General features: G+C 66.1%; 15 protein-coding genes and 2 rRNA genes. 6 read left to right on the top strand and 11 right to left on the bottom strand.

Features of this window, described 5'->3' with window-relative positions; all coding sequences use genetic code 11:
* Nucleotides 1-12 precede the first annotated feature (12 nt).
* From A5733_RS17030 to A5733_RS17020, 3 genes are all read right to left on the bottom strand, one after another.
* Complete coding sequence (locus tag A5733_RS17030; protein ID WP_076240958.1) at nucleotides 13-741, bottom strand: MspA family porin; 729 nt, start codon at nucleotides 739-741, stop codon at nucleotides 13-15.
* A 101-nt stretch (nucleotides 742-842) separates the two neighbouring features.
* Nucleotides 843-1,622, bottom strand: coding sequence for a virginiamycin B lyase (locus A5733_RS17025; RefSeq protein ID WP_233152714.1), 780 nt, complete (start codon nucleotides 1,620-1,622; stop codon nucleotides 843-845).
* Between the two features lie 65 nt (nucleotides 1,623-1,687).
* Nucleotides 1,688-4,309: a glycosyltransferase family 1 protein gene (locus A5733_RS17020; RefSeq protein ID WP_076240956.1), complete on the bottom strand. Its 2,622-nt coding sequence runs from the start codon at nucleotides 4,307-4,309 to the stop codon at nucleotides 1,688-1,690.
* A gap of 164 nt (nucleotides 4,310-4,473) precedes the next feature.
* Here A5733_RS17020 and A5733_RS17015 point away from each other — a divergent pair, with 164 nt between their 5' ends.
* Both A5733_RS17015 and glgB read left to right on the top strand, forming a co-directional pair.
* Nucleotides 4,474-6,588, top strand: coding sequence for an alpha-1,4-glucan--maltose-1-phosphate maltosyltransferase (locus tag A5733_RS17015; protein ID WP_076240955.1), 2,115 nt, complete (start codon nucleotides 4,474-4,476; stop codon nucleotides 6,586-6,588).
* Between the two features lie 7 nt (nucleotides 6,589-6,595).
* On the top strand, nucleotides 6,596-8,803 hold the full coding sequence (glgB, locus tag A5733_RS17010; RefSeq protein WP_076240954.1) for a 1,4-alpha-glucan branching protein GlgB: 2,208 nt from the start codon (nucleotides 6,596-6,598) through the stop codon (nucleotides 8,801-8,803).
* A gap of 84 nt (nucleotides 8,804-8,887) precedes the next feature.
* Here the strand turns inward: glgB and A5733_RS17005 are convergent, their stop codons facing one another.
* The 3 genes from A5733_RS17005 to A5733_RS16995 are packed head-to-tail and all read right to left on the bottom strand — an operon-like array spanning nucleotide 8,888 to nucleotide 11,422.
* A complete protein-coding gene (locus A5733_RS17005) occupies nucleotides 8,888-9,799 on the bottom strand; it encodes a tetratricopeptide repeat protein (protein ID WP_067777052.1) in 912 nt (303 codons plus the stop codon).
* Nucleotides 9,800-9,812: 13 nt separating this feature from the next.
* Entirely contained in the window at nucleotides 9,813-10,187 is a 375-nt protein-coding gene (locus A5733_RS17000; RefSeq protein WP_067777055.1) for a DUF3817 domain-containing protein, read from the bottom strand.
* Between the two features lie 56 nt (nucleotides 10,188-10,243).
* Nucleotides 10,244-11,422, bottom strand: coding sequence for an acetyl-CoA C-acetyltransferase (locus tag A5733_RS16995; RefSeq protein WP_067777058.1), 1,179 nt, complete (start codon nucleotides 11,420-11,422; stop codon nucleotides 10,244-10,246).
* Nucleotides 11,423-11,505: 83 nt separating this feature from the next.
* Here A5733_RS16995 and mce point away from each other — a divergent pair, with 83 nt between their 5' ends.
* On the top strand, nucleotides 11,506-11,982 hold the full coding sequence (mce, locus tag A5733_RS16990; protein ID WP_067777062.1) for a methylmalonyl-CoA epimerase: 477 nt from the start codon (nucleotides 11,506-11,508) through the stop codon (nucleotides 11,980-11,982).
* A gap of 9 nt (nucleotides 11,983-11,991) precedes the next feature.
* Here mce and A5733_RS27975 read toward each other — a convergent pair whose 3' ends face one another.
* Together A5733_RS27975 and nucS are read right to left on the bottom strand one after the other, a co-directional pair.
* Nucleotides 11,992-12,279: a hypothetical protein gene (locus tag A5733_RS27975; RefSeq protein WP_142254045.1), complete on the bottom strand. Its 288-nt coding sequence runs from the start codon at nucleotides 12,277-12,279 to the stop codon at nucleotides 11,992-11,994.
* Nucleotides 12,276-12,962 (bottom strand): endonuclease NucS, encoded by a 687-nt coding sequence (gene nucS, locus A5733_RS16980; protein ID WP_076240969.1) that lies wholly within the window; start codon nucleotides 12,960-12,962, stop codon nucleotides 12,276-12,278. The genes A5733_RS27975 and nucS overlap by 4 nt, the downstream gene beginning before the upstream one ends.
* A gap of 46 nt (nucleotides 12,963-13,008) precedes the next feature.
* Between nucS and A5733_RS16975 the strand changes: the two genes are divergently transcribed.
* Nucleotides 13,009-14,616, top strand: coding sequence for an adenylate/guanylate cyclase domain-containing protein (locus tag A5733_RS16975; protein ID WP_067777068.1), 1,608 nt, complete (start codon nucleotides 13,009-13,011; stop codon nucleotides 14,614-14,616).
* On the opposite strand, the gene glsA is transcribed toward A5733_RS16975, so the two are convergent.
* The gene (glsA, locus tag A5733_RS16970; protein WP_076240952.1) at nucleotides 14,613-15,893 is read right to left on the bottom strand and encodes a glutaminase A; all 1,281 of its coding nucleotides are present in this window, start codon (nucleotides 15,891-15,893) and stop codon (nucleotides 14,613-14,615) included. The two genes, A5733_RS16975 and glsA, sit on opposite strands and share 4 nt — an antisense overlap.
* An 86-nt stretch (nucleotides 15,894-15,979) precedes the next feature.
* On the opposite strand from glsA, the gene A5733_RS16965 reads away from it, so the two are divergent.
* Together A5733_RS16965 and A5733_RS16960 are read left to right on the top strand one after the other, a co-directional pair.
* A complete protein-coding gene (locus A5733_RS16965; protein WP_076240951.1) occupies nucleotides 15,980-17,473 on the top strand; it encodes a DNA-3-methyladenine glycosylase 2 family protein in 1,494 nt (497 codons plus the stop codon).
* Nucleotides 17,470-17,967, top strand: coding sequence for a methylated-DNA--[protein]-cysteine S-methyltransferase (locus A5733_RS16960; RefSeq protein WP_076240950.1), 498 nt, complete (start codon nucleotides 17,470-17,472; stop codon nucleotides 17,965-17,967). The genes A5733_RS16965 and A5733_RS16960 overlap by 4 nt, the downstream gene beginning before the upstream one ends.
* Before the next feature lie 107 nt (nucleotides 17,968-18,074).
* Here A5733_RS16960 and rrf read toward each other — a convergent pair.
* Both rrf and A5733_RS16950 read right to left on the bottom strand, forming a co-directional pair.
* A 5S ribosomal RNA gene (gene rrf / locus A5733_RS16955) occupies nucleotides 18,075-18,188 on the bottom strand.
* A gap of 149 nt (nucleotides 18,189-18,337) precedes the next feature.
* Nucleotides 18,338-18,682: ribosomal RNA gene (locus A5733_RS16950) — 23S ribosomal RNA — on the bottom strand; the annotation flags it as partial.

The raw sequence follows: 18,682 nt of genomic DNA, 5'->3' as shown, positions 1-18,682 counted from the left end.
GCCGTCCCGGGCTCACACCACCTTCGTGGTGCCGTACCAGGCCAGCACCGCTTCGGACTCATCGGTCGACCGGGTCAGCACCGCGTAGGACCGAATGAACGACTGCCCGACGCAACCGTCGATCTTCACCCGGAAATTGCTGATCATCACCCACGGCTCGGTGCCCTTGAACTCCTTTTCCACCACCGGCACAAGGTTGATCAGCCCGGGTTTGAGCCCGACGGTGATGCCGCCGCCGATGTTCGCCCCGACCCCCGGCAGGATGCCCTCGGGCCAGGGCGAGATCACGTCGGTGCCGAGAATTCCGATGGAGCTGTTGAGTCCGGCGGTGCCGGTCAACGCGACGCCGTTGGACGTGCTCATGTCGATGCCGCAACCGATCTGGTAGCCGGCCTCCAACGTGCCGCGCGGCTCCCCACCGTTATCGGGTCCGGTCATCGCACCGCGGTAGGTTCCGCCGACGACGTATTCCCGTGACGACACCGCGGTGGTCAGTGGTGGCACCGCGGCCTGCGTCTCCTCGCCGGCCGACACCGTCAGCTCCCAGCCGTCGGGCGTCTTGAGCACAGCCGGCGGGGTCGACTCGACGAGGTCGGCGGGGCCGGGTTCACCTGGGGCGGGCACCACGCCGGCGGCCACCTCGCTGTCGGGAGGGATGACGGGCTCGGCCCAGGCCCGCGCCTCCGAGGCCAAACAGGCCACAAACACGGCGGTCAGCAGTCCGAACGAGCGAATCAACACCGGCGGCCTCTCGTTACAGTTCCGGTCGGAAACGTATCGCCACGTTCCCGGAAGAACAAGACTGCCTATGTGCTTACCCGAACGTTGTCACCGCCGATCACTCAGGTCGGCATTTTCAGAACGTAGCCACATTCCAGCGCCACCCAGCAGGCACCGTCGGGACCGATCGCCAGCCCGTGCGGTTCGCTGTCGGGCGGGAGGTCGATGGTCACCACCTCGCCGTCACCGCTGATGCAGGCGATCTGGTCGGCACCCCACAGGCTGACCCACACGCCGTCGGTCGGGTCGGCAACCACGGCATGCGGTTTGCCCGGCAGGTCGAGTTCCTGGATGGCGTCATGCATCGGGATCCGGCCCACCTTGTCGGCGAGGATCTCGGTGAACCACACCGCATCGTCGTGGGTCGCCGTGATCCCCACCGGACCGGCTGCGGCAGTGGGCAATTCGCGCACGGTGACCTTCCCCTCGGCGGTCAGGCGGCCCACCGAACCCGACTCGTTGAGGGTGAACCACAGCGCGTCGTCGGGCCCTTTCGTGATCATCGACGGCATGCCGCCGACCACGGCCTGGCACGTGATCTCCCCGTCCATGCCGATCCTGCCGATCTCGCCCGACGACGTCGTGGTGAACCACATCGCCCCGTCGGGACCGGCGACGAGGCCGTACGGCCCACTGCCCGCGGGCAATTCGAAGGAACTCAATGCACCGCCGGTGGTGATCCGGCCGATCCGGTCGTCGCCGTACCGGGTGAACCACAACGCCCCATCGGGCCCAGCCGCGATGATCGTCGGCCGCGCGCCCTCGGCGACCGGATAGGTGGTGACCTCACCGGTTTCGGTCACCCTCGCCACCGCGCCGCTGTGCACGAGCGTCACCCACATCGCACCGTCGCTTCCGGCAGCCAGCGCGTACGGTCCGCCGTCGACCTTGACTTTCAGCGCCTTACTCACGCCAGCGCCACCAGCCCCAGCTCGTTGTCGGCCGTCAACAGCCGATGGTGCGGCAGCACGCGCACGGTGTAGCCCACCGACCCGGCGACCGGCAGCGGGGTGCTGGTCGAGAACAGCTCCGCACCGCCCTCGGCCGAACCGACGTACGTCATCGGCACCGTCACCGGGTTGACGATCACATCACCGGCGTCCACCCGGCCCAGCACGGCCTGCACGGTGACCTCCTCGGGCCGCAGTCCGCCCAACAGCACGGTGGCGGTCAGCGTCAACTCCGAGCCCAGCAGCGGGGTGTCGGGCAGACCGTAACTGTCCACATCGGTGATCTGGACCTTCGGCCAGGCCTCCTGCGCGCGGCGGCGGTAATCGGCCAGTTCCCGGGCCGCCCCGAACGGCTCCCCCGATGCCGCCTCGACCGTCTGGCGCAGCGACTGCGCCGCAGGCAGGTAGTACTTCTCGGTGTAGTCACGCACCATGCGCGACGCCAACACCTTGGGCCCCAGCACCTGCAGCGTGTGGCGCACCATCTCCACCCAGCGCATCGGTACGCCGTGTTCGTCGCGCTCGTAGAACTTGGGCGTGACGGCATGCTCGAGCAGGTCGTAGAGCGCAGCGGCCTCCAGGTCGTCGCGACGCGCCTCGTCGTCCACCCCGTCGGCGGTCGGGATTTCCCAACCGTTCTCGCCGTCGTACCACTCGTCCCACCAGCCGTCGCGGATCGAGAGGTTCAGTCCGCCGTTGAGCGCGCTCTTCATCCCCGACGTGCCACAGGCCTCAAGCGGCCGCAACGGATTGTTCAGCCAAACGTCGCAGCCCCAGTACAGCAACCGGGCCATCGACATGTCGTAGTCCGGCAGGAACGCGATCCGGTGGCGTACCTCCGGCCGATCGGCGAACCGCACGATCTGCTGGATCAGCGCCTTGCCGCCGTCGTCGGCGGGGTGCGATTTGCCCGCCACGATCAGCTGTACGGGCCTCTCCTCATCCAGCAAGAGCTTCTCCAGCCGATGCGGGTCGCGCAACATCAGGGTCAACCGCTTGTAGGTGGGCACCCGGCGGGCGAATCCGACGGTAAGCACCGACGGATCGAAAGCGGTTGCGATCCAGCCCAGTTCAGCTTCGGATGCGCCACGCTCCAACCAGGAACGGCGCAGGCGCTCACGCACGTCGGCGATCAGCGTCTCGCGCAGCTGCGAGCGAATCCACCACAGGTGGCCCGGATCGACCTGCTGCAACCGCTCCCAGACCGCCGGTTCGGCAGCTTCCGAACCGATCAACTCACGACCGAGCTCAAGCCACTGAGGAGCAGCCCAGGTGGGCGCGTGCACACCGTTGGTGATCGATCCGATCGGCACCTCGGCCGAGTCGAACCCCGGCCACAGATCGTTGAACATGTGCCGGCTGACCCGGCCGTGGAGCAGAGATACCCCGTTGGCGCGCTGGGCAAGTCGCAGACCCATGTGTGCCATGTTGAATTTCGACGGGTCGTCCTCGGCGCCGAACGCCACCACCCGGTCCAGCGGAACCCCGGGTAGCAACCGGGAATCGGCCGGGCCCCGCGACTCGTACTCGTCGCGCGAACGCTCGTCGGCCGGACCGCCGAAGTAGCGTTTGACCATCTCCACCGGGAACCGGTCGATGCCCGCGGGCACCGGGGTGTGCGTGGTGAACACGGTCGAGGACCGCACCACGGTCAGTGCGGTGTCGAAATCCAAACCGGCCGAGACCAGTTCGCGAATCCGCTCCAACCCCAAGAAGCCGGCATGGCCCTCGTTCATGTGGAACACCTCGGGCGAGGGCAGGTCCTCAAGGTCGATGAACGCCCGGATGGCCCGGATGCCCCCGATCCCGGCCAGGATCTCCTGCCGGATCCGGTGTTCCTGATCACCGCCGTAGAGCCGGTCGGTCACGCCACGCAGGTCGTGCTCGTTCTCGGGGATGTCGGAATCGAGCAGCAGCAACGGAACCCGGCCCACCTGGGCGATCCACACCCGTGCCCGCAGGTCGCGTGAATCGGGCAGCGCCAGCTCCACCAGCACCGGATCGCCGGCGGCGTCGCTGAGCAGACGCAGCGGAAGCCCCTGGGGATCCAGGGACGGATAGTTCTCGTGCTGCCAGCCGTCGGCGGTCAGAGACTGCCGGAAGTACCCCGAGCGGTAGTACAGACCCACTGCGATCAACGGCAGACCCAGATCCGACGCGGATTTCAGGTGGTCGCCGGCCAGGATGCCCAGACCACCGGAGTAGTTGGGCAGCACCCCGGCCACACCGAACTCCATCGAGAAGTAAGCGATACCTTTCGGCATCTGCTGTCCTTCGGCCTGTTGTTGCTGGTACCACAGCGGCCGGCTCAGATAGTTGTCCAGGTCTGCGGCCAACTCGTCCAGGGAGGCAAGGAACGCCCCGTCGCCCGCCAGTTCGTCGAGCCGTTGCGGGCTGACCGCCCCGAGCAACGCCACCGGATCACCGTTGCTCTGCTGCCACAGGTCTGGATCGAGGACGGCGAAGAGATCCTGAGTGGGTTTGTGCCAGGACCAGCGCAGGTTGATCGACAGCCGTTCCAACGCCGCCAGACGTTCGGGGAGGTGCGCGCGGACAGTGAACCGTCTCAGGGCTTTCACGCGACCCAACCTTACTGACAAATCGGGTTCGCGCAGTCCTGAGCGATAGCACCGTGCTCTTGACCCCCGCGAGGTTGGGCGGCCCACTACGGTGGGTATCAGACGCGACAAGGCAAGTGAACGAGTGACTGCCGCTTGACCGTGACGACGTGAGGAGTGGATGGGTGGCCGGTCGTATCGGAATCGATGATGTCGCGCCTGTGGTTTTGGGCGGGCAATTCCCGGCAAAAGCCGTCGTGGGCGAGGTGGTGCCGGTTCGGGCCACAGTGTGGCGGGAAGGCCACGACGCCGTATCGGCCACCCTGGTGGTGCGGTACCTGGGCACCGATTACCCGCGGCTGGCCACCGGGCCGGGCACCGCACCGCTGCCGGTCCCCATCGACACGGTGCTGTCGACCAGCCCTGTGTTGTCGGACAACGCCGCGGGGCAGCCCACCCAACGCATCAAGCCACAGGCACTGCCGATGATTCAAGGCGACATCCCCGACGTTTTCCATGGCCAGTTCACCCCCGACAGCGTCGGCCTGTGGACCTACCGGGTCGACGGCTGGGGAGATCCCCTGGCCACCTGGCGACACGCGGTCGAGGCCAAGCTGGGCGCCGGCCAGAGTGAGGCCGAACTGTCCAACGACCTGCTGATCGGGGCGCGTCTGCTCGAACGTGCCGCCGCCGGGACACCCCGCAAACTGCGCGATCCGCTGATCGAGGCGGCCGCGGCCCTGCGAACCCCCGGTGACCCGTTCCTGCGCGCAGGCATGGCGTTGTCCGATGAGGTCACCGAACTGCTCGAGCAGTACCCGCTGCGCGAATTGGTCACCCGCGGTGAGCAATACGGCGTCTGGGTGGACCGGCCGCTGGCCCGGTTCTCCTCGTGGTACGAGATGTTCCCGCGGTCCACCGGCGGCTGGGACGAGGCCGGGCATCCGGTGCACGGGACCTTCGCCACCGCTGCCGAGCAGCTGCCCCGCATCGCCCGCATGGGGTTCAACATCGTCTACCTGCCGCCCATCCACCCCATCGGCAAGGTGCACCGTAAAGGCCGCAACAACGCCGTCACCGCCGGGCCGGGTGACGTCGGATCGCCATGGGCCATCGGCAGTGACGAGGGCGGCCACGACGCCGTGCACCCGGCCCTGGGCACGATCGAGGACTTCGACGCGTTCGTCGGCGCCGCGCGCAGCGAGGGCATCGAGGTCGCACTCGACCTGGCACTGCAGTGCGCGCCGGATCATCCGTGGGCTGCGGCGCACCCGGAATGGTTCACGGTGCTGCCCGACGGCACCATCGCCTACGCCGAGAACCCGCCCAAGAAGTACCAGGACATCTACCCGCTGAACTTCGACAACGACCCGGCCGGGCTCTACCACGAGGTACTGCGGGTGGTCCGGTTCTGGATCTCGCACGGGGTCAAGGTCTTTCGCGTCGACAACCCCCACACCAAACCGCCGAACTTCTGGGTCTGGTTGATCGCCGAGGTGAAGAACGAAGACCCGGACGTGCTGTTTCTGTCCGAGGCGTTCACCCGCCCAGCACGCCTCTACGGTTTGGCCAAACGCGGCTTCACCCAGTCCTACAGCTACTTCACCTGGCGCACCGCCAAATGGGAGCTCACGGAGTTCGGCAACGAGATCGTCGAAAATGCCGACAGTGCCCGGCCCAGCCTGTGGGTCAACACCCCCGACATCCTCCACGAGTCACTGCAACACGGCGGCCCCGGCATGTTCGCCATCCGCGCGGTACTGGCCACCACCATGAGCCCGTCGTGGGGCATGTATTCCGGCTTCGAGCTGTTCGAGCACCGGGCGGTCCGCGAAGGCAGCGAGGAGTACCTGGACTCCGAGAAGTACGAGCTGCGGCCCCGCGACTTCGCGGCCGCGCTGGCCGAGGGACGCTCCCTTGAGCCGTTTGTCACGCGCCTCAACGAGATCCGCCGGCTGCACCCGGCGCTGCGGCAGCTCCGCACGCTCACCTTCCACCACGTCGACAACGACGCCCTCCTGGCCTACAGCAAGTTCGACCCGACCACCGGAGACACCGTGCTGGTGGTGGTGACGCTCAACGCCTTCAGCCCGGAACAGGCCACATTGTGGTTGAACATGGAGGCGTTGGGTATGGAATCGCATGACCGGTTCTGGGTACGCGACGAGATCACCGGCGAGGAATACCAGTGGGGACAGTCGAATTACGTTCGGATCGACCCTGCCAAGGCGGTGGCGCATGTGCTGAACATGCCGCTCGTACCCTATGAGCACCGACTGGGCTTGCTACGCAGGGAATGAGAACAAGATGACGAGAAGCAATCAACTCAGCGACGTGCATCTGCGGCCCGACCCATCAGACATCCAGCGACTGGTGATCGGTGAGCACCACGACCCGCATTCGGTGTTGGGCGCGCACGAATACCGGGGTCAGACCGTCATCCGGGCCTACCGGCCCCACGCCGCCAAGGTCGTGGCGGTGATCGGTGGTGAGCGTCACCCCCTGCAGCACATCGAATCCGGGCTGTTCGCGGTGGCCGTCCCGTTCACCAATCTGGCCGACTACCGCCTGGAGATCAGCTATCCGGGCCCCGACGACACGATTTTCACCCACACCACCGCCGACGCCTACCGGTTCCTGCCCACGCTCGGCGAACTCGATCTGCACCTGTTCGCCGAAGGACGTCACGAACGGTTGTGGGAGATCCTCGGCGCCCATCCCCGCAGTTTCACCACCCCGGACGGGGTCGTGGAGGGTGTTTCGTTCGCGGTGTGGGCGCCGAATGCCAAGGGTGTCAGCGTCATCGGCGACTTCAACCACTGGGACGGCAACGAGGCGCAGATGCGCGTGCTCGGCTCGTCCGGGGTCTGGGAGTTGTTCTGGCCCGGCTTTTCCACCGGCGGCCTGTACAAGTTCCGCATCCATGGCGCAGGCGGGGTCACCACCGACCGGGCCGACCCGATGGCGTTCGCCACCGAGGTTCCCCCGCAAACCGCCTCCCGGGTCACCAGCAGCTCCTACACCTGGAACGACGAGGACTGGATGATCCGCCGGGCCGCGCAGAACCCGGTGTTCGAACCGATGAGCACCTACGAAGTGCACCTGATGTCCTGGCGGCCGGGCCTGAGCTACCGGCAGCTGGCCACCGAGTTGACCGAATACGTTGTGGAACAAGGCTTCACCCACGTCGAGTTGCTCCCGGTCGCCGAGCACCCGTTCGGTGGTTCCTGGGGTTATCAGGTCACGTCCTACTACGCGCCGACCTCGCGGCTCGGAACCCCGGACGATTTCCGGTACCTGGTCGATGCACTGCACCAGGCCGGAGTCGGGGTGATCGTCGACTGGGTCCCCGCCCATTTCCCCAAAGACGCCTGGGCGCTGGGCCGATTCGACGGCACCCCGCTCTACGAACACTCCGACCCCCGGCGCGGCGAGCAGCTCGACTGGGGCACCTACGTTTTCGACTTCGGCCGGCCCGAGGTGCGCAACTTCCTCGTCGCCAACGCGCTGTACTGGCTGCAGGAGTATCACGTCGACGGGCTGCGGGTGGACGCCGTCGCCTCGATGCTCTACCTCGACTACTCCCGCCCCGAAGGGGGTTGGACACCCAACATCTACGGCGGCCGGGAGAACCTGGAGGCAGTGCAGTTCCTGCAGGAGATGAACGCCACCGTGCACAAGGCGAACCCGGGCATCGTCACAATCGCCGAGGAATCCACCTCCTGGCCCGGCGTCACCCGTCCGACAAACCTTGGTGGCCTTGGTTTTTCGATGAAGTGGAACATGGGCTGGATGAACGACACGCTCGACTACGTCAGCCATGACCCGGTGCACCGCAGCTATCACCATCACGAGATGACGTTCTCGATGCTGTACGCGTTCAGCGAGAACTATGTGTTGCCGATCAGCCACGACGAGGTCGTCCACGGCAAGGGCACGCTGTGGGGGCGGATGCCCGGCGACGACCACGCCAAGGCCGCCGGGCTGCGCAGCCTGCTGGCCTACCAGTGGGCGCATCCGGGTAAGCAGTTGCTGTTCATGGGCCAGGAGTTCGGGCAGCGCGCCGAATGGTCCGAGGAACGCGGGCTGGATTGGTTCCAGCTGGACGAGCAGGGGTTCTCCGGCGGCGTGCAGCGACTGGTCCAGGATCTCAACGGGATCTACCGGCGCCATCCGGCGTTGTGGAGCCGCGACACCAGCCCCGAGGGCTACTCCTGGATCGACGCCAACGACTCGGCCAACAACGTGCTGAGCTTCCTGCGGTTCGGCGCCGACGGTTCGGTGCTGGCCTGCGTGGTGAACTTCGCCGGCAGTGAGCACAGCGAATACCGGCTCGGGCTCCCGCATGCCGGTGAGTGGCGCGAAGTGCTCAACACCGACGCGACCATCTACAACGGCGCGGGCATCGGCAACATGGGCGCGGTGCAAGCCACCGACGAACCGTGGCACGGCCGTCCGGCGTCGGCGGTGATGGTGCTGCCGCCGCTGGCGATGTTGTGGTTCGAGCCGGTCTGAGGCTCACGCTTTCCCCGCGAACAGACACAAACCCGTACCTTTTCCGGCGAAAAAGTACCGGTTTGTGTCTGTTCGGCGAAGGGGTCAGTACAGCGCGTTGGCGAGGTTGCGTCGGCCGGCAACCACCTCGGGGTCGGCCGGATCGAACAACTCGAACAACTCGATGAGCCGCGTCCGAACCTTGGTGCGCTCGTCCCCGGCGGTGCGCTTCACCAGGGCGATGAGCCGGTTGAACGCCGACGCCGGCTGCTGAGCCAGGATCTCGGCATCGGCAGCGGCGAAAGCGGCGTCGACATCGTCGGGCGCGTCGTCGGCCGCGGCCAATGCCGCAGCCACGGCGTCCGGGCCCTGCAGCGCGCTGGCGCGCTCCAGAAACGCGATCTGCCGCACAGCACCCTTGGCCTCGGCGTGATTGGGCTGAGCATCGAGAATCGCCTGGTACGCGGCCAGCGCTGCGGCGAAGTTGCCCTCGTCCAGATGAGCCCGGGCGGCGGCCAATTCAGGATCGACCTGCTCGGCCTCGTCGTCACCGGCGCCGGACAACTTTCCGCGCGTGGCCTCGAGCAGCGAATCGACCCAGCGACGGAGCTGATCGGCCGGTTGTGCGCCTTCGAAGCTCGCGATCGGTTGGCCGCCGGCAAGTGCGACCACGGTCGGTACGCCTTGGATGCCGAACATCTGCGCGACCCGCGGCGTGGTGTCGACGTTCACCAACGCCAGGGACCACGTGCCGCCATCCGCAGCCGCCAGGCCGGCCAGGGCGTCGCCCAGGGCAACGCTGGAATCGCTGCGCGGTGACCACAACAGCACCACCACCGGAACCTGGCCCGAGCGGACCAGAACCTCGGCTTCGAAGTTGACTTCGGTGACCTCCGTGGCGCTCGCACCACCGGGCGCACTCGGGCTGTCACCCGCTGTCGTGGGCCGCTGCTTGAGTGCCGAGAGATCAACCGCGCCGGCCAGCGCCGGGCCGACGGAAGGACGTGGACGAGTCACGTCAACAAGTCTGTCACGTCGATTCCGGGACGGCCTCGCCTGGTTGGGCCACCAACGCGCGCCCGTCGGGCGCACCCAGCCGTTGAGTCCGATCGGCCCACATGACGAAGATCACACTGCCCAGCGGCACAATGCTGGCCAGCAACGCCAGAATCCAGGTGACTATGCCCCACTTATGGGCGACCCCGACCAGCACCGCCGCCACCACGAACGCGATGAAGATGCCGCCGTGGATCGGACCGAACACCTTCACGCCGATCTCGGTGCGGGGATTGCCGAGGTACTTGAAATACATCCCGACCAGCAGACCGGCCCAGCTGACGGCCTCGGCAAGGGCGATCAGACGGAACCAGCCGGGGATCGAGCGCAAGTCAAAAGAGCTTGTCATGGCGCCATTGTGCCCGATCCGCCGGCCAGCTACTACAGAGCGTCGTTGAGTTGCTGTCAGCGACGCAGGATCAGCGCATCGCCCTGGCCACCGGCGCCACAAAGCGCGGCGACGGCATAGCCCGACCCCTTGCGCGCGAGCTCCAGTGCCGCATGCAGCGTGATGCGGGCGCCGGACATGCCGATCGGGTGACCGATGGCAATCGCGCCGCCGTTCACGTTCACCTTGGCCGGGTCGACACCCAACTCCTTGGTCGAGGCCAGGGACACCGCGGCGAACGCCTCGTTGATCTCGAGGATGTCCAGCTGGTCGACGCTGATGCCCTCACGCTCGACGGCCTTCTTGATCGCGTTGGCGGGCTGGCTCTGCAGCGTGGAGTCCGGACCGGCGACCACACCGTGCGCGCCGATCTCACACAGCCAGTCCAGGCCCAGCTCCTGCGCCTTGGCCTTGCTCATCACGACAACCGCGGCCGCACCGTCGGAGATCTGCGACGACGAGCCGGCGGTGATGGTGCCGTCCTTGCGGAACGCCGGACGCAGGCCACCCAGCGATTCGGCCGTGGTGTTGGCCCGGATGCCCTCGTCCTCGGCGAACTCGATCGGGTCGCCCTTGCGCTGCGGGATCGACACCGGCACCACCTCGTCGGCGTACACCCCGTCCTTCCACGCCGCGGCGGCCTTCTGGTGCGACTGGGCGGCGAACTCGTCCTGCTCGGCGCGGGTGAATTTGTCGACGTCGTTGCGCTGCTCGGTGAGCGCGCCCATCGGCTGGTCGGTGAAGACGTCGTGCAGACCGTCGTAGGCCAGGTGGTCGAGCACGGTCACGTCGCCGTACTTGTAGCCCTCGCGGCTCTTGGGCAGCAGGTGCGGGGCCTGGCTCATCGACTCCTGACCACCGGCGACGACGACCTCGAACTCACCCGCCCGGATGAGCTGATCGGCCAGCGCGATCGCGTCGATGCCCGACAGGCACATCTTGTTGATGGACAGCGCGGGCACGTCCCAGCCGATTCCGGCGGCCACAGCGGACTGGCGGGCGGGCATCTGACCGGCGCCTGCGGTCAGCACCTGACCCATGATCACGTAGTCCACCAGCGAAGCATCGACCTTGGCCTTCTCCAGAGCGCCCCGGATGGCGATCGCGCCCAGGTCACTGCCGGAGAAGTCCTTCAAAGAGCCCATCAACTTGCCGACCGGAGTACGCGCTCCAGCAACGATTACCGACGTGGTCATTTCTTACCTCCAAGGCCTGGTCCAAGTGCTGTGTGGGCGATCACACATACGCAAACGTTCAGGTTTGAGGTTACCGTTACGTTATGACCGCTGATCAGGCCGATGCCCGCCCCGCACTCGCTTCCGCGCTGGTGACGGCGATCGATCACGTCGGCATCGCGGTCCCCGATCTGGACGCCGCCGCCAAGTGGTACCACGACAACCTCGGCATGATCGTTCTGCACGAGGAGATCAACGAAGAGCAGGGCGTCCGCGAGGCGATGCTGTCGGTGCGCGGTGCGCCCAAGGGCAGTGCCCAGATTCAGCTGCTGGCGCCGCTGGACGAGAAGTCGACGATCGCCAAGTTCATCGACCGCAATGGACCCGGCCTGCAGCAGCTGGCCTACCGGACCAGCGACATCGATGCGCTGTCCGAGCGCCTGCGCAACCAGGGTGTGCGGCTGCTCTACGAAGCCCCGCGCAAGGGCACGGCCAACTCGCGAATCAACTTCATCCACCCCAAGGATGCCGGCGGGGTGCTGATCGAGCTGGTCGAGCCGGCCGCCGATTCCGAGCACTGAGCCAGCCGCTCAAGACCACTTCCTCGTCGGGCCGCGATTGGTTCGATTCGCCCAGCAGGCCGTATGCCAGTGCCTGCGGTCATCTACGTCGCCGACGTCGATCGGCAGCACCACCACGTGCGCTGTGGCCACGCGGATCTCATGGTCACAACCGGGACACCGGTAAACCTTCACCGCCCGCGACGCGGCCACCGTCCGCACTTCGTACTCATAACCGTCAGGGCCGGTCTCGACGCGACGGGTCGGCGGCACGGGTGCCAACCGTCGGTGTTCGCGAGGCCGACGACGACGCATCAGAACAACCGGTATTCGTCGCTGTCCATGCCCCGCATCTGGTCGTAATCCAAAGTCACGCAACGAATTCCACGGTCAGTGGCCAGCGTGCGGGCTTGCGGTTTGATCTGCTGGGCGGCGAATACCCCGGCCACCGGAGCCAGCACCGTATCGCGGTTGAGCAACTCGAGGTAACGCGTCAGCTGTTCCACCCCGTCGATCTCGCCCCGGCGCTTGATCTCGACAGCCACCGACCGTCCCAACTCGTCCCGGCACATCAGATCCACCGGGCCGATCGCGGTCGGGTACTCCCGGCGCACCAAGGTGTAACCGGCCCCCAGCAGCTCGACATGCTCGGCCAGCAGTGCCTGCAGGTGTGCCTCCACGCCGTCCTTCACCAACCCGGGATCGACACCCAGCTCATGACTCGAATCGTGCTCGACGTCCTCGACCGTGATGCGAAGCTGCTCACCGGCCTTGTTCTCGACCACCCACAAAACAGCGGAACCACCGGCTAGGTCCTCTACGGCCTCCTCTTTGAGCCAGCAGGGCGGACTCATCCAGTTCAGCGGCTTATACGCGCGATCGTCGGCATGGACACTGACGGATCCGTCGGACTTGAACAACAACAGCCGGCGGGCCGATGGAAGATGGGCGGTCAGCCGCCCGACGTAGTCGACGGTGCACTGGGCAATCACGAGGCGCACCCGATCCACCTTAAGGGCACGCGCGACAAACTAGGCTGACGCCACAATGAACTCCGACAAATCGCTGGCACGCCGCCTGGGCCGCGTCCTTGAGGGTGTGACCCGGCAGAACAGCCGGATTCCGGCCACCACGCCGGAATATGGATCGTGGGTACTGGGGCGGGTATCGGAGAGCCAACGCCGGCGCCGGGTGCGTATCCAGACGATCCTGACGACCTTCGTCGTCGCGGTGAACCTGCTCGGCATCGGTATCTCGATGTTCATCGTCACCGTTCTGTTCCCGTCGCCGGATGTGTTCGATCCGCAAGTCCGCTGGATCACCTTCGTCGTTGCCCCGATCTACATGGCCGCGGCGTTGATCGTCGGGGTGTTCTGGGCGACCACCCGGGTGATCGACAACGTGCGCTGGGCGATCGAGGAACGCCCACCCACGGTCGCGGATCAGCGGAACACGTTCTTCGCCCCGTTCCGACTCACCCGCGTGCTGCTGGTCCTGTGGGGTCTGGGCACTGCGCTGCTGACCACACTGGCCGGGCTTGTCGACACCAACTACATTCCGAAATTCTTGCTGGGCATCAGCTTTCCCGGCATCGTGGTGTCGGTCAGCTGCCACCTGTTCACCGAATTCGCCCTGCGTCCGGTGGCCGCGCAGGCGCTGGAGGCCGGCCCGCCGCCGGTCCGGCTGGCTCCGGGCATCATGGGCCGCACCATGGTGGTGTGGGCCCTTTCCTCGGGCGTACCCATCGTGGGCATCATGCTGGCCGCGATGTTCTCCGTGACGCTGAACAACCTCACCCAGACCCAATTCGCCTATGCCGTCATCGGTCTCGGCTCGTTCGCGTTGGTATTCGGCTTTCTGCTGATGTGGATCCTGTCCTATCTGACCGCAACCCCGATCCGCGTGGTGCGTGCGGCCCTCAACCGCGTCGAGGAAGGTGATCTGCAGACCAATCTCGTGGTGTTCGACGGCACCGAACTCGGCCAGCTGCAACGCGGATTCAACTCGATGGTGCACGGCCTGCGCGAACGCGAACGCGTTCGCGACCTGTTCGGCCGCCACGTCGGGCGCGAGGTCGCCGCGCTGGCCGAGCAGGAGAAACCGGTCCTCGGCGGCGAAGAACGCCACGCCGCAGTGATTTTCGTCGACGTCATCGGCTCCACCCAGCTCGTGGCCACGCGCCGCGCGGTCGAAGTGGTCGACCTGCTCAACCGGTTCTTCGCGGTCATCGTCGACGAGATCGACAATCATCGCGGCCTGGTCAACAAGTTCGAAGGTGACGCGATCCTCGCGGTGTTCGGCGCACCCGTGTCCCTGGACAACGCCGAGGACGAGGCCCTGGCGGCGGCCCGGGCGATCGCACGACGGTTGCGGGCGGAAGTGCCCGAACTCAAGGCAGGCATCGGGGTGGCGGCCGGACAGGTCGTGGCGGGCAACGTCGGCGCCAAACAACGGTTCGAGTACACCGTGATCGGCGAACCGGTCAACGAGGCCTCACGGCTGTGCGATTTCTCCAAGCAGGTCCCCGGACACCTGGTGGCGTCATCCGACACCCTCGCCAATGCGTCCGAATCCGAAAGGGCTCGTTGGACACTGGGTGAATCGGTGACGCTGCGGGGGCTGAGCGAGCCGACCCGGGTGGCGGTGCCGGTCTAGCTGCCGAGCCGGCGAGCGGCGTCGACCGCCTCCTCGACCGTGTTGAACACGATGCCGTTGTAGTCCTCGCGTCGGTCGACAGGTACCACGCGGCCTTCGGGGTCGACGAGGTAGGCCTCCTTGCCGGCGACACTGAGGCTCGCCCGCATCCCGGTGAGCATGCCGCGCGCGGCATCGTCGATGTCGTCGACCGCGGTGACGTCGAGCACGGCAACTTCGTACTCGTCGCACTCGTGCTCAGCCGTGCGCAGCACCTGCTCGGCCCCGGCGAACAACAGGTCGCCCTGGACCTCGTACACCCGGATCCCGGGGCTCACGTCGGAGACGGCCCGCAGCGTCGCCGAGGACTCCCTACTGACGGTCAGGAAATGCAATCCCAGCTGTGCGGACAGGTTTCGGCAGACTTCGACACCACGCACGCTGTTGCCGCGGGAATCCAGCCGCGGCGAGTAGACACCGATGCCGAGTTGGCCGGGCAGCACGGCCACGATTCCGCCGCCGACACCGCTTTTGGCGGGCATGCCGACCGCGCTCACCCAATCGCCCGTCGCCTCATACATGCCGCAGGTCACCATCACGCTGAGCGTGCGCCGGACGACGTCCGCATCGGCGACGCGCCGACCGGTCAATGGGTTGAGCCCGCCGCGAGCCAGCGTGGCGGCCATCCGGGCCAGGTCGGTACTCGTCACTGTCACCGAGCACTGCCGGAAATACACGTCGAGAACCTCGTCCGGGTCACCGTCGAGCACGCCGAAACTCGTCAACATGTAGGCGATTGCCCGATTCCGGTTGCCTGTCGCCTTCTCTGAGGCGTACACGTCCATGTCGATGTCGAGGCGGCGCCCGGCACACATCGAGTAGAACTCGAGGATGCGGTCGAACCGGTCATCCGCGTCGACGCCGGGGATCAGTGAAACCGCCGCGATCGCACCGGCATTGATCATCGGGTTCTTCGGCGTCTTCGTGACGTCGTCGACGCTGATCTCGTTGAACGCCTCGCCGGACGGTTCGACACCGATCCGCTCGTCGACCGCTTGCTGACCGATCTGGTCCAAGGCCAACGCGTAGGTGAACGGCTTGGAGATCGACTGAATCGTGAATTGGCGTGCGGTGTCGCCGGATTCGTAGACGTAGCCGTCCGAGGAGGACAAGCTCAGCCCGAAGCCCTCGGGGTCGACGTTGGCCAGCTCGGGGATGTAGCTTGCCAGGGCGCCGTCGCGTCGGTCGATCTGGTCGGCACGAATCTGGTCCAGGTAGCGCTGCACCAGTTCAGCCACGCGTTGCAGTCTATCCGCGACCCGCCTCCCACTACGATGTCGGTTTTCCGCTAGTGATGTGGTGGCGCGCGTGCCATCGTGGAGCCATGCACGAGGATTTCGACCGCTGTTACCGGGCAGTGCAGTCCAAGGACGCCCGGTTCGACGGCTGGTTCGTCACCGCCGTGCTCACGACGGGCATCTATTGCCGTCCCAGCTGTCCGGTACGCCCACCGTTCGCCCGCAACCTGCGGTTCTACCCGACGGCGGCCGCCGCTCAGGCAGCCGGGTTCCGGGCCTGCAAACGCTGTCGACCCGACGCTTCGCCCGGATCCCCGGAGTGGAACGTCCGTACCGACGTGGTCGCCCGCTGTATGCGGTTGATCGCCGATGGCACCGTGGATCGCGAGGGAGTGACGGGGCTGGCCGCCCGGGTCGGCTACACGAGCCGGCAATTGCAACGCATCATGCAGGCAGAGTTGGGCGCCAACCCCCTGGCGTTGGCCCGCGCCCAACGCACGCAGACCGCCCGGGTGCTGATCGAGACCACCGAATTGCCGTTCTCTGACGTGGCCTTCGCCGCGGGGTTCGCCAGTATCCGACAATTCAACGACACGGTGCGGGCGGTGTGCGACTTGACGCCGACCCAACTGAGGGCCAGGTCTCGCAGTCGGTTCGCGGCCGACTCCTCAGCCACCCCCGGAGTGTTGTCGTTGCGTCTGCCGGTACGGACTCCCTTCGCATACGAAGGGCTGTTCGGCCATCTGGCGGCCAGCGCCGTGCCGGGTCTGGAGGAGGTGCGTGACGGCCAGTTCCGGCGCACCCTACGGTTGCCACACGGCCCCGGCGTCGTCGGCCTGACGCCTCAACCCGACCATGTCCGCTGCCAGCTGGTCCTCGACGACTTCCGCGACCTCTCGGCCGCCATCGCGCGGTGTCGCCGCCTGCTCGACCTCGATGCCGATCCCGAGGCCGTGGTGGAGGCGCTGCAAGCGGATTCGACACTGGCCGCGGTGGTGGACAAGGCACCGGGACAACGCGTTCCCCGCACGGTCGACGAATCCGAACTGGCACTGCGGGTGGTGATCGGTCAGCAATTGTCGATCAAGGCCGCGAGTACCCATGTGGGCCGGCTCGTCGCCGGCTATGGAACCGCAATCGGCGACGAGGGCGGTGGCCTGACGCACGTGTTTCCGAGCGTCACCGATCTTGCCGATCTCGATCCCGCGCATCTGGCCATGCCGGCGGCCCGAAGGCGCACGGTGGCCGCACTGACCCACGCGATCACCGATGGTGACCTGGTCCTCGATCCCGGCTGTGACTGGGACCGGGCACGCGAACAGTTGCTCGCGCTTCCCGGGGTGGGCCCGTGGACAACCGAGGTGATCGCCATGCGTGGCCTCGGAGATCCCGACGCATTCCCCGCCACGGATCTCGGGGTCCGCGCCGCGGCCGGTCACCTCGGGCTGCCTGCCGAGGAGCTGATCGCACACAGCACCCGATGGAGACCGTGGCGCGCGTACGCGACCCAACACCTGTGGACCACACTGGACCACGCGGTGAACGACTGGCCCCCACACAATCAACAGGAGAAGTCATGACGACGCTGCAATGCCGCACCGTGGACAGTCCGGTCGGCCCGCTGACCTTGGCCGGCCGCGATGGACGGCTCATGCATCTGCGCATGATCGATCAGACCTACGAACCGAGCCGCGCAGGTTGGGAGGTCGACGACACCGCCTTTTCCGACGCTGTCGACCAGCTGGCCGCCTACTTCGCCGGCGAACGTACCGAATTCGATCTGGAACTCGACATGGTGGGCACCGACTTTCAGCGTCGGGTGTGGGCGGCTCTGCGGACGATTCCCTACGGCCAGACCTGCTCTTACGGTGAGATCGCCCGACAAATCGGTTCCCCCGGGGCGTCGCGCGCGGTCGGCCTGGCCAACGGACACAATCCGATCGGAATCATCGTGCCGTGCCATCGAGTCATCGGCGCGAACGGCAGCCTCACCGGATACGGCGGCGGATTGGACCGGAAACGAACATTGTTGGCATTGGAGAAAAGCCGTACGACGCCGGCTCTCTTCAATTGAGAAAGGGACATTTTCAATTCTGGTCTCGGACGGAATTGAAAATGTCCGCACATACAAAAATGCCCGAGCCCTCCAATCGAAATTGGAGGGCTCGGGACTTAATTTGTGTTCGGCGGTGTCCTACTTTTCCACCCGTGTGGGTAGTATCATCGGCGCTGGCAGGCTTAGCTTCCGGGTTCGGGATGGGACCGGGCGTTTCCCTGCCGCTATGGACCGCCGTAACTCTATTCACTCGTTTGTGAGTGTAAACCTGTGTGTTTTGGTGGTGGGGTGCGGTGGCACTCCGACACAAGGTGTCGTGGTGTTTGTGGTGTGGTTGCGAGACAGATGTGCGTTCTTACGGAACTCATCAAACATTGGTGTTTGTTGGTTGTTGTAAGTTTTCGGCCGGTTAGTGCCAGTTCCCTTCACCCATTGCTGGGCTTCCAGGTCTGGTCTATCAATCCCGTGGTCTGCGGGGGGCCTTATCCCTCTAAAAGGGTGAGAAGCCTGGTCTTGGAGGGGGTTTCCCGCTTAGATGCTTTCAGCGGTTATCCTGTCCGAACGTGGCTATCCAGCGGTGCTCCTGGTGGAACAACTGGTGTACCAGAGGTTCGTCCGTCCCGGTCCTCTCGTACTAGGGACAGATTTCCTCAAGCTTCTGACGCGCGCGGCGGATAGAGACCGAACTGTCTCACGACGTTCTAAACCCAGCTCGCGTGCCGCTTTAATGGGC

The sequence above is a fragment of the Mycobacterium sp. NS-7484 genome, from assembly GCF_001953975.1.
Classification (GTDB): Bacteria; Actinomycetota; Actinomycetes; order Mycobacteriales; family Mycobacteriaceae; genus Mycobacterium.
Note: the sequence above shows the minus strand (reverse complement) of the source record. Positions and strands in the feature narration are given on the sequence as shown.

What these genes read in the sequence shown, in the direction of transcription:
- A5733_RS17025 (WP_233152714.1), bottom strand. Translation starts at nt 1,622, where the DNA reads ATGTGGGTGACGCTCGTGCACAGCGGCGCGGTGGCGAGGGTGACCGAA.
- glgB (WP_076240954.1), top strand. Translation starts at nt 6,596, where the DNA reads ATGACGAGAAGCAATCAACTCAGCGACGTGCATCTGCGGCCCGACCCA.
- A5733_RS17000 (WP_067777055.1), bottom strand. Translation starts at nt 10,187, where the DNA reads ATGACAAGCTCTTTTGACTTGCGCTCGATCCCCGGCTGGTTCCGTCTG.
- A5733_RS16995 (WP_067777058.1), bottom strand. Translation starts at nt 11,422, where the DNA reads ATGACCACGTCGGTAATCGTTGCTGGAGCGCGTACTCCGGTCGGCAAG.
- mce (WP_067777062.1), top strand. Translation starts at nt 11,506, where the DNA reads ATGACCGCTGATCAGGCCGATGCCCGCCCCGCACTCGCTTCCGCGCTG.
- A5733_RS16975 (WP_067777068.1), top strand. Translation starts at nt 13,009, where the DNA reads ATGAACTCCGACAAATCGCTGGCACGCCGCCTGGGCCGCGTCCTTGAG.
- A5733_RS16965 (WP_076240951.1), top strand. Translation starts at nt 15,980, where the DNA reads ATGCACGAGGATTTCGACCGCTGTTACCGGGCAGTGCAGTCCAAGGAC.
- A5733_RS16960 (WP_076240950.1), top strand. Translation starts at nt 17,470, where the DNA reads ATGACGACGCTGCAATGCCGCACCGTGGACAGTCCGGTCGGCCCGCTG.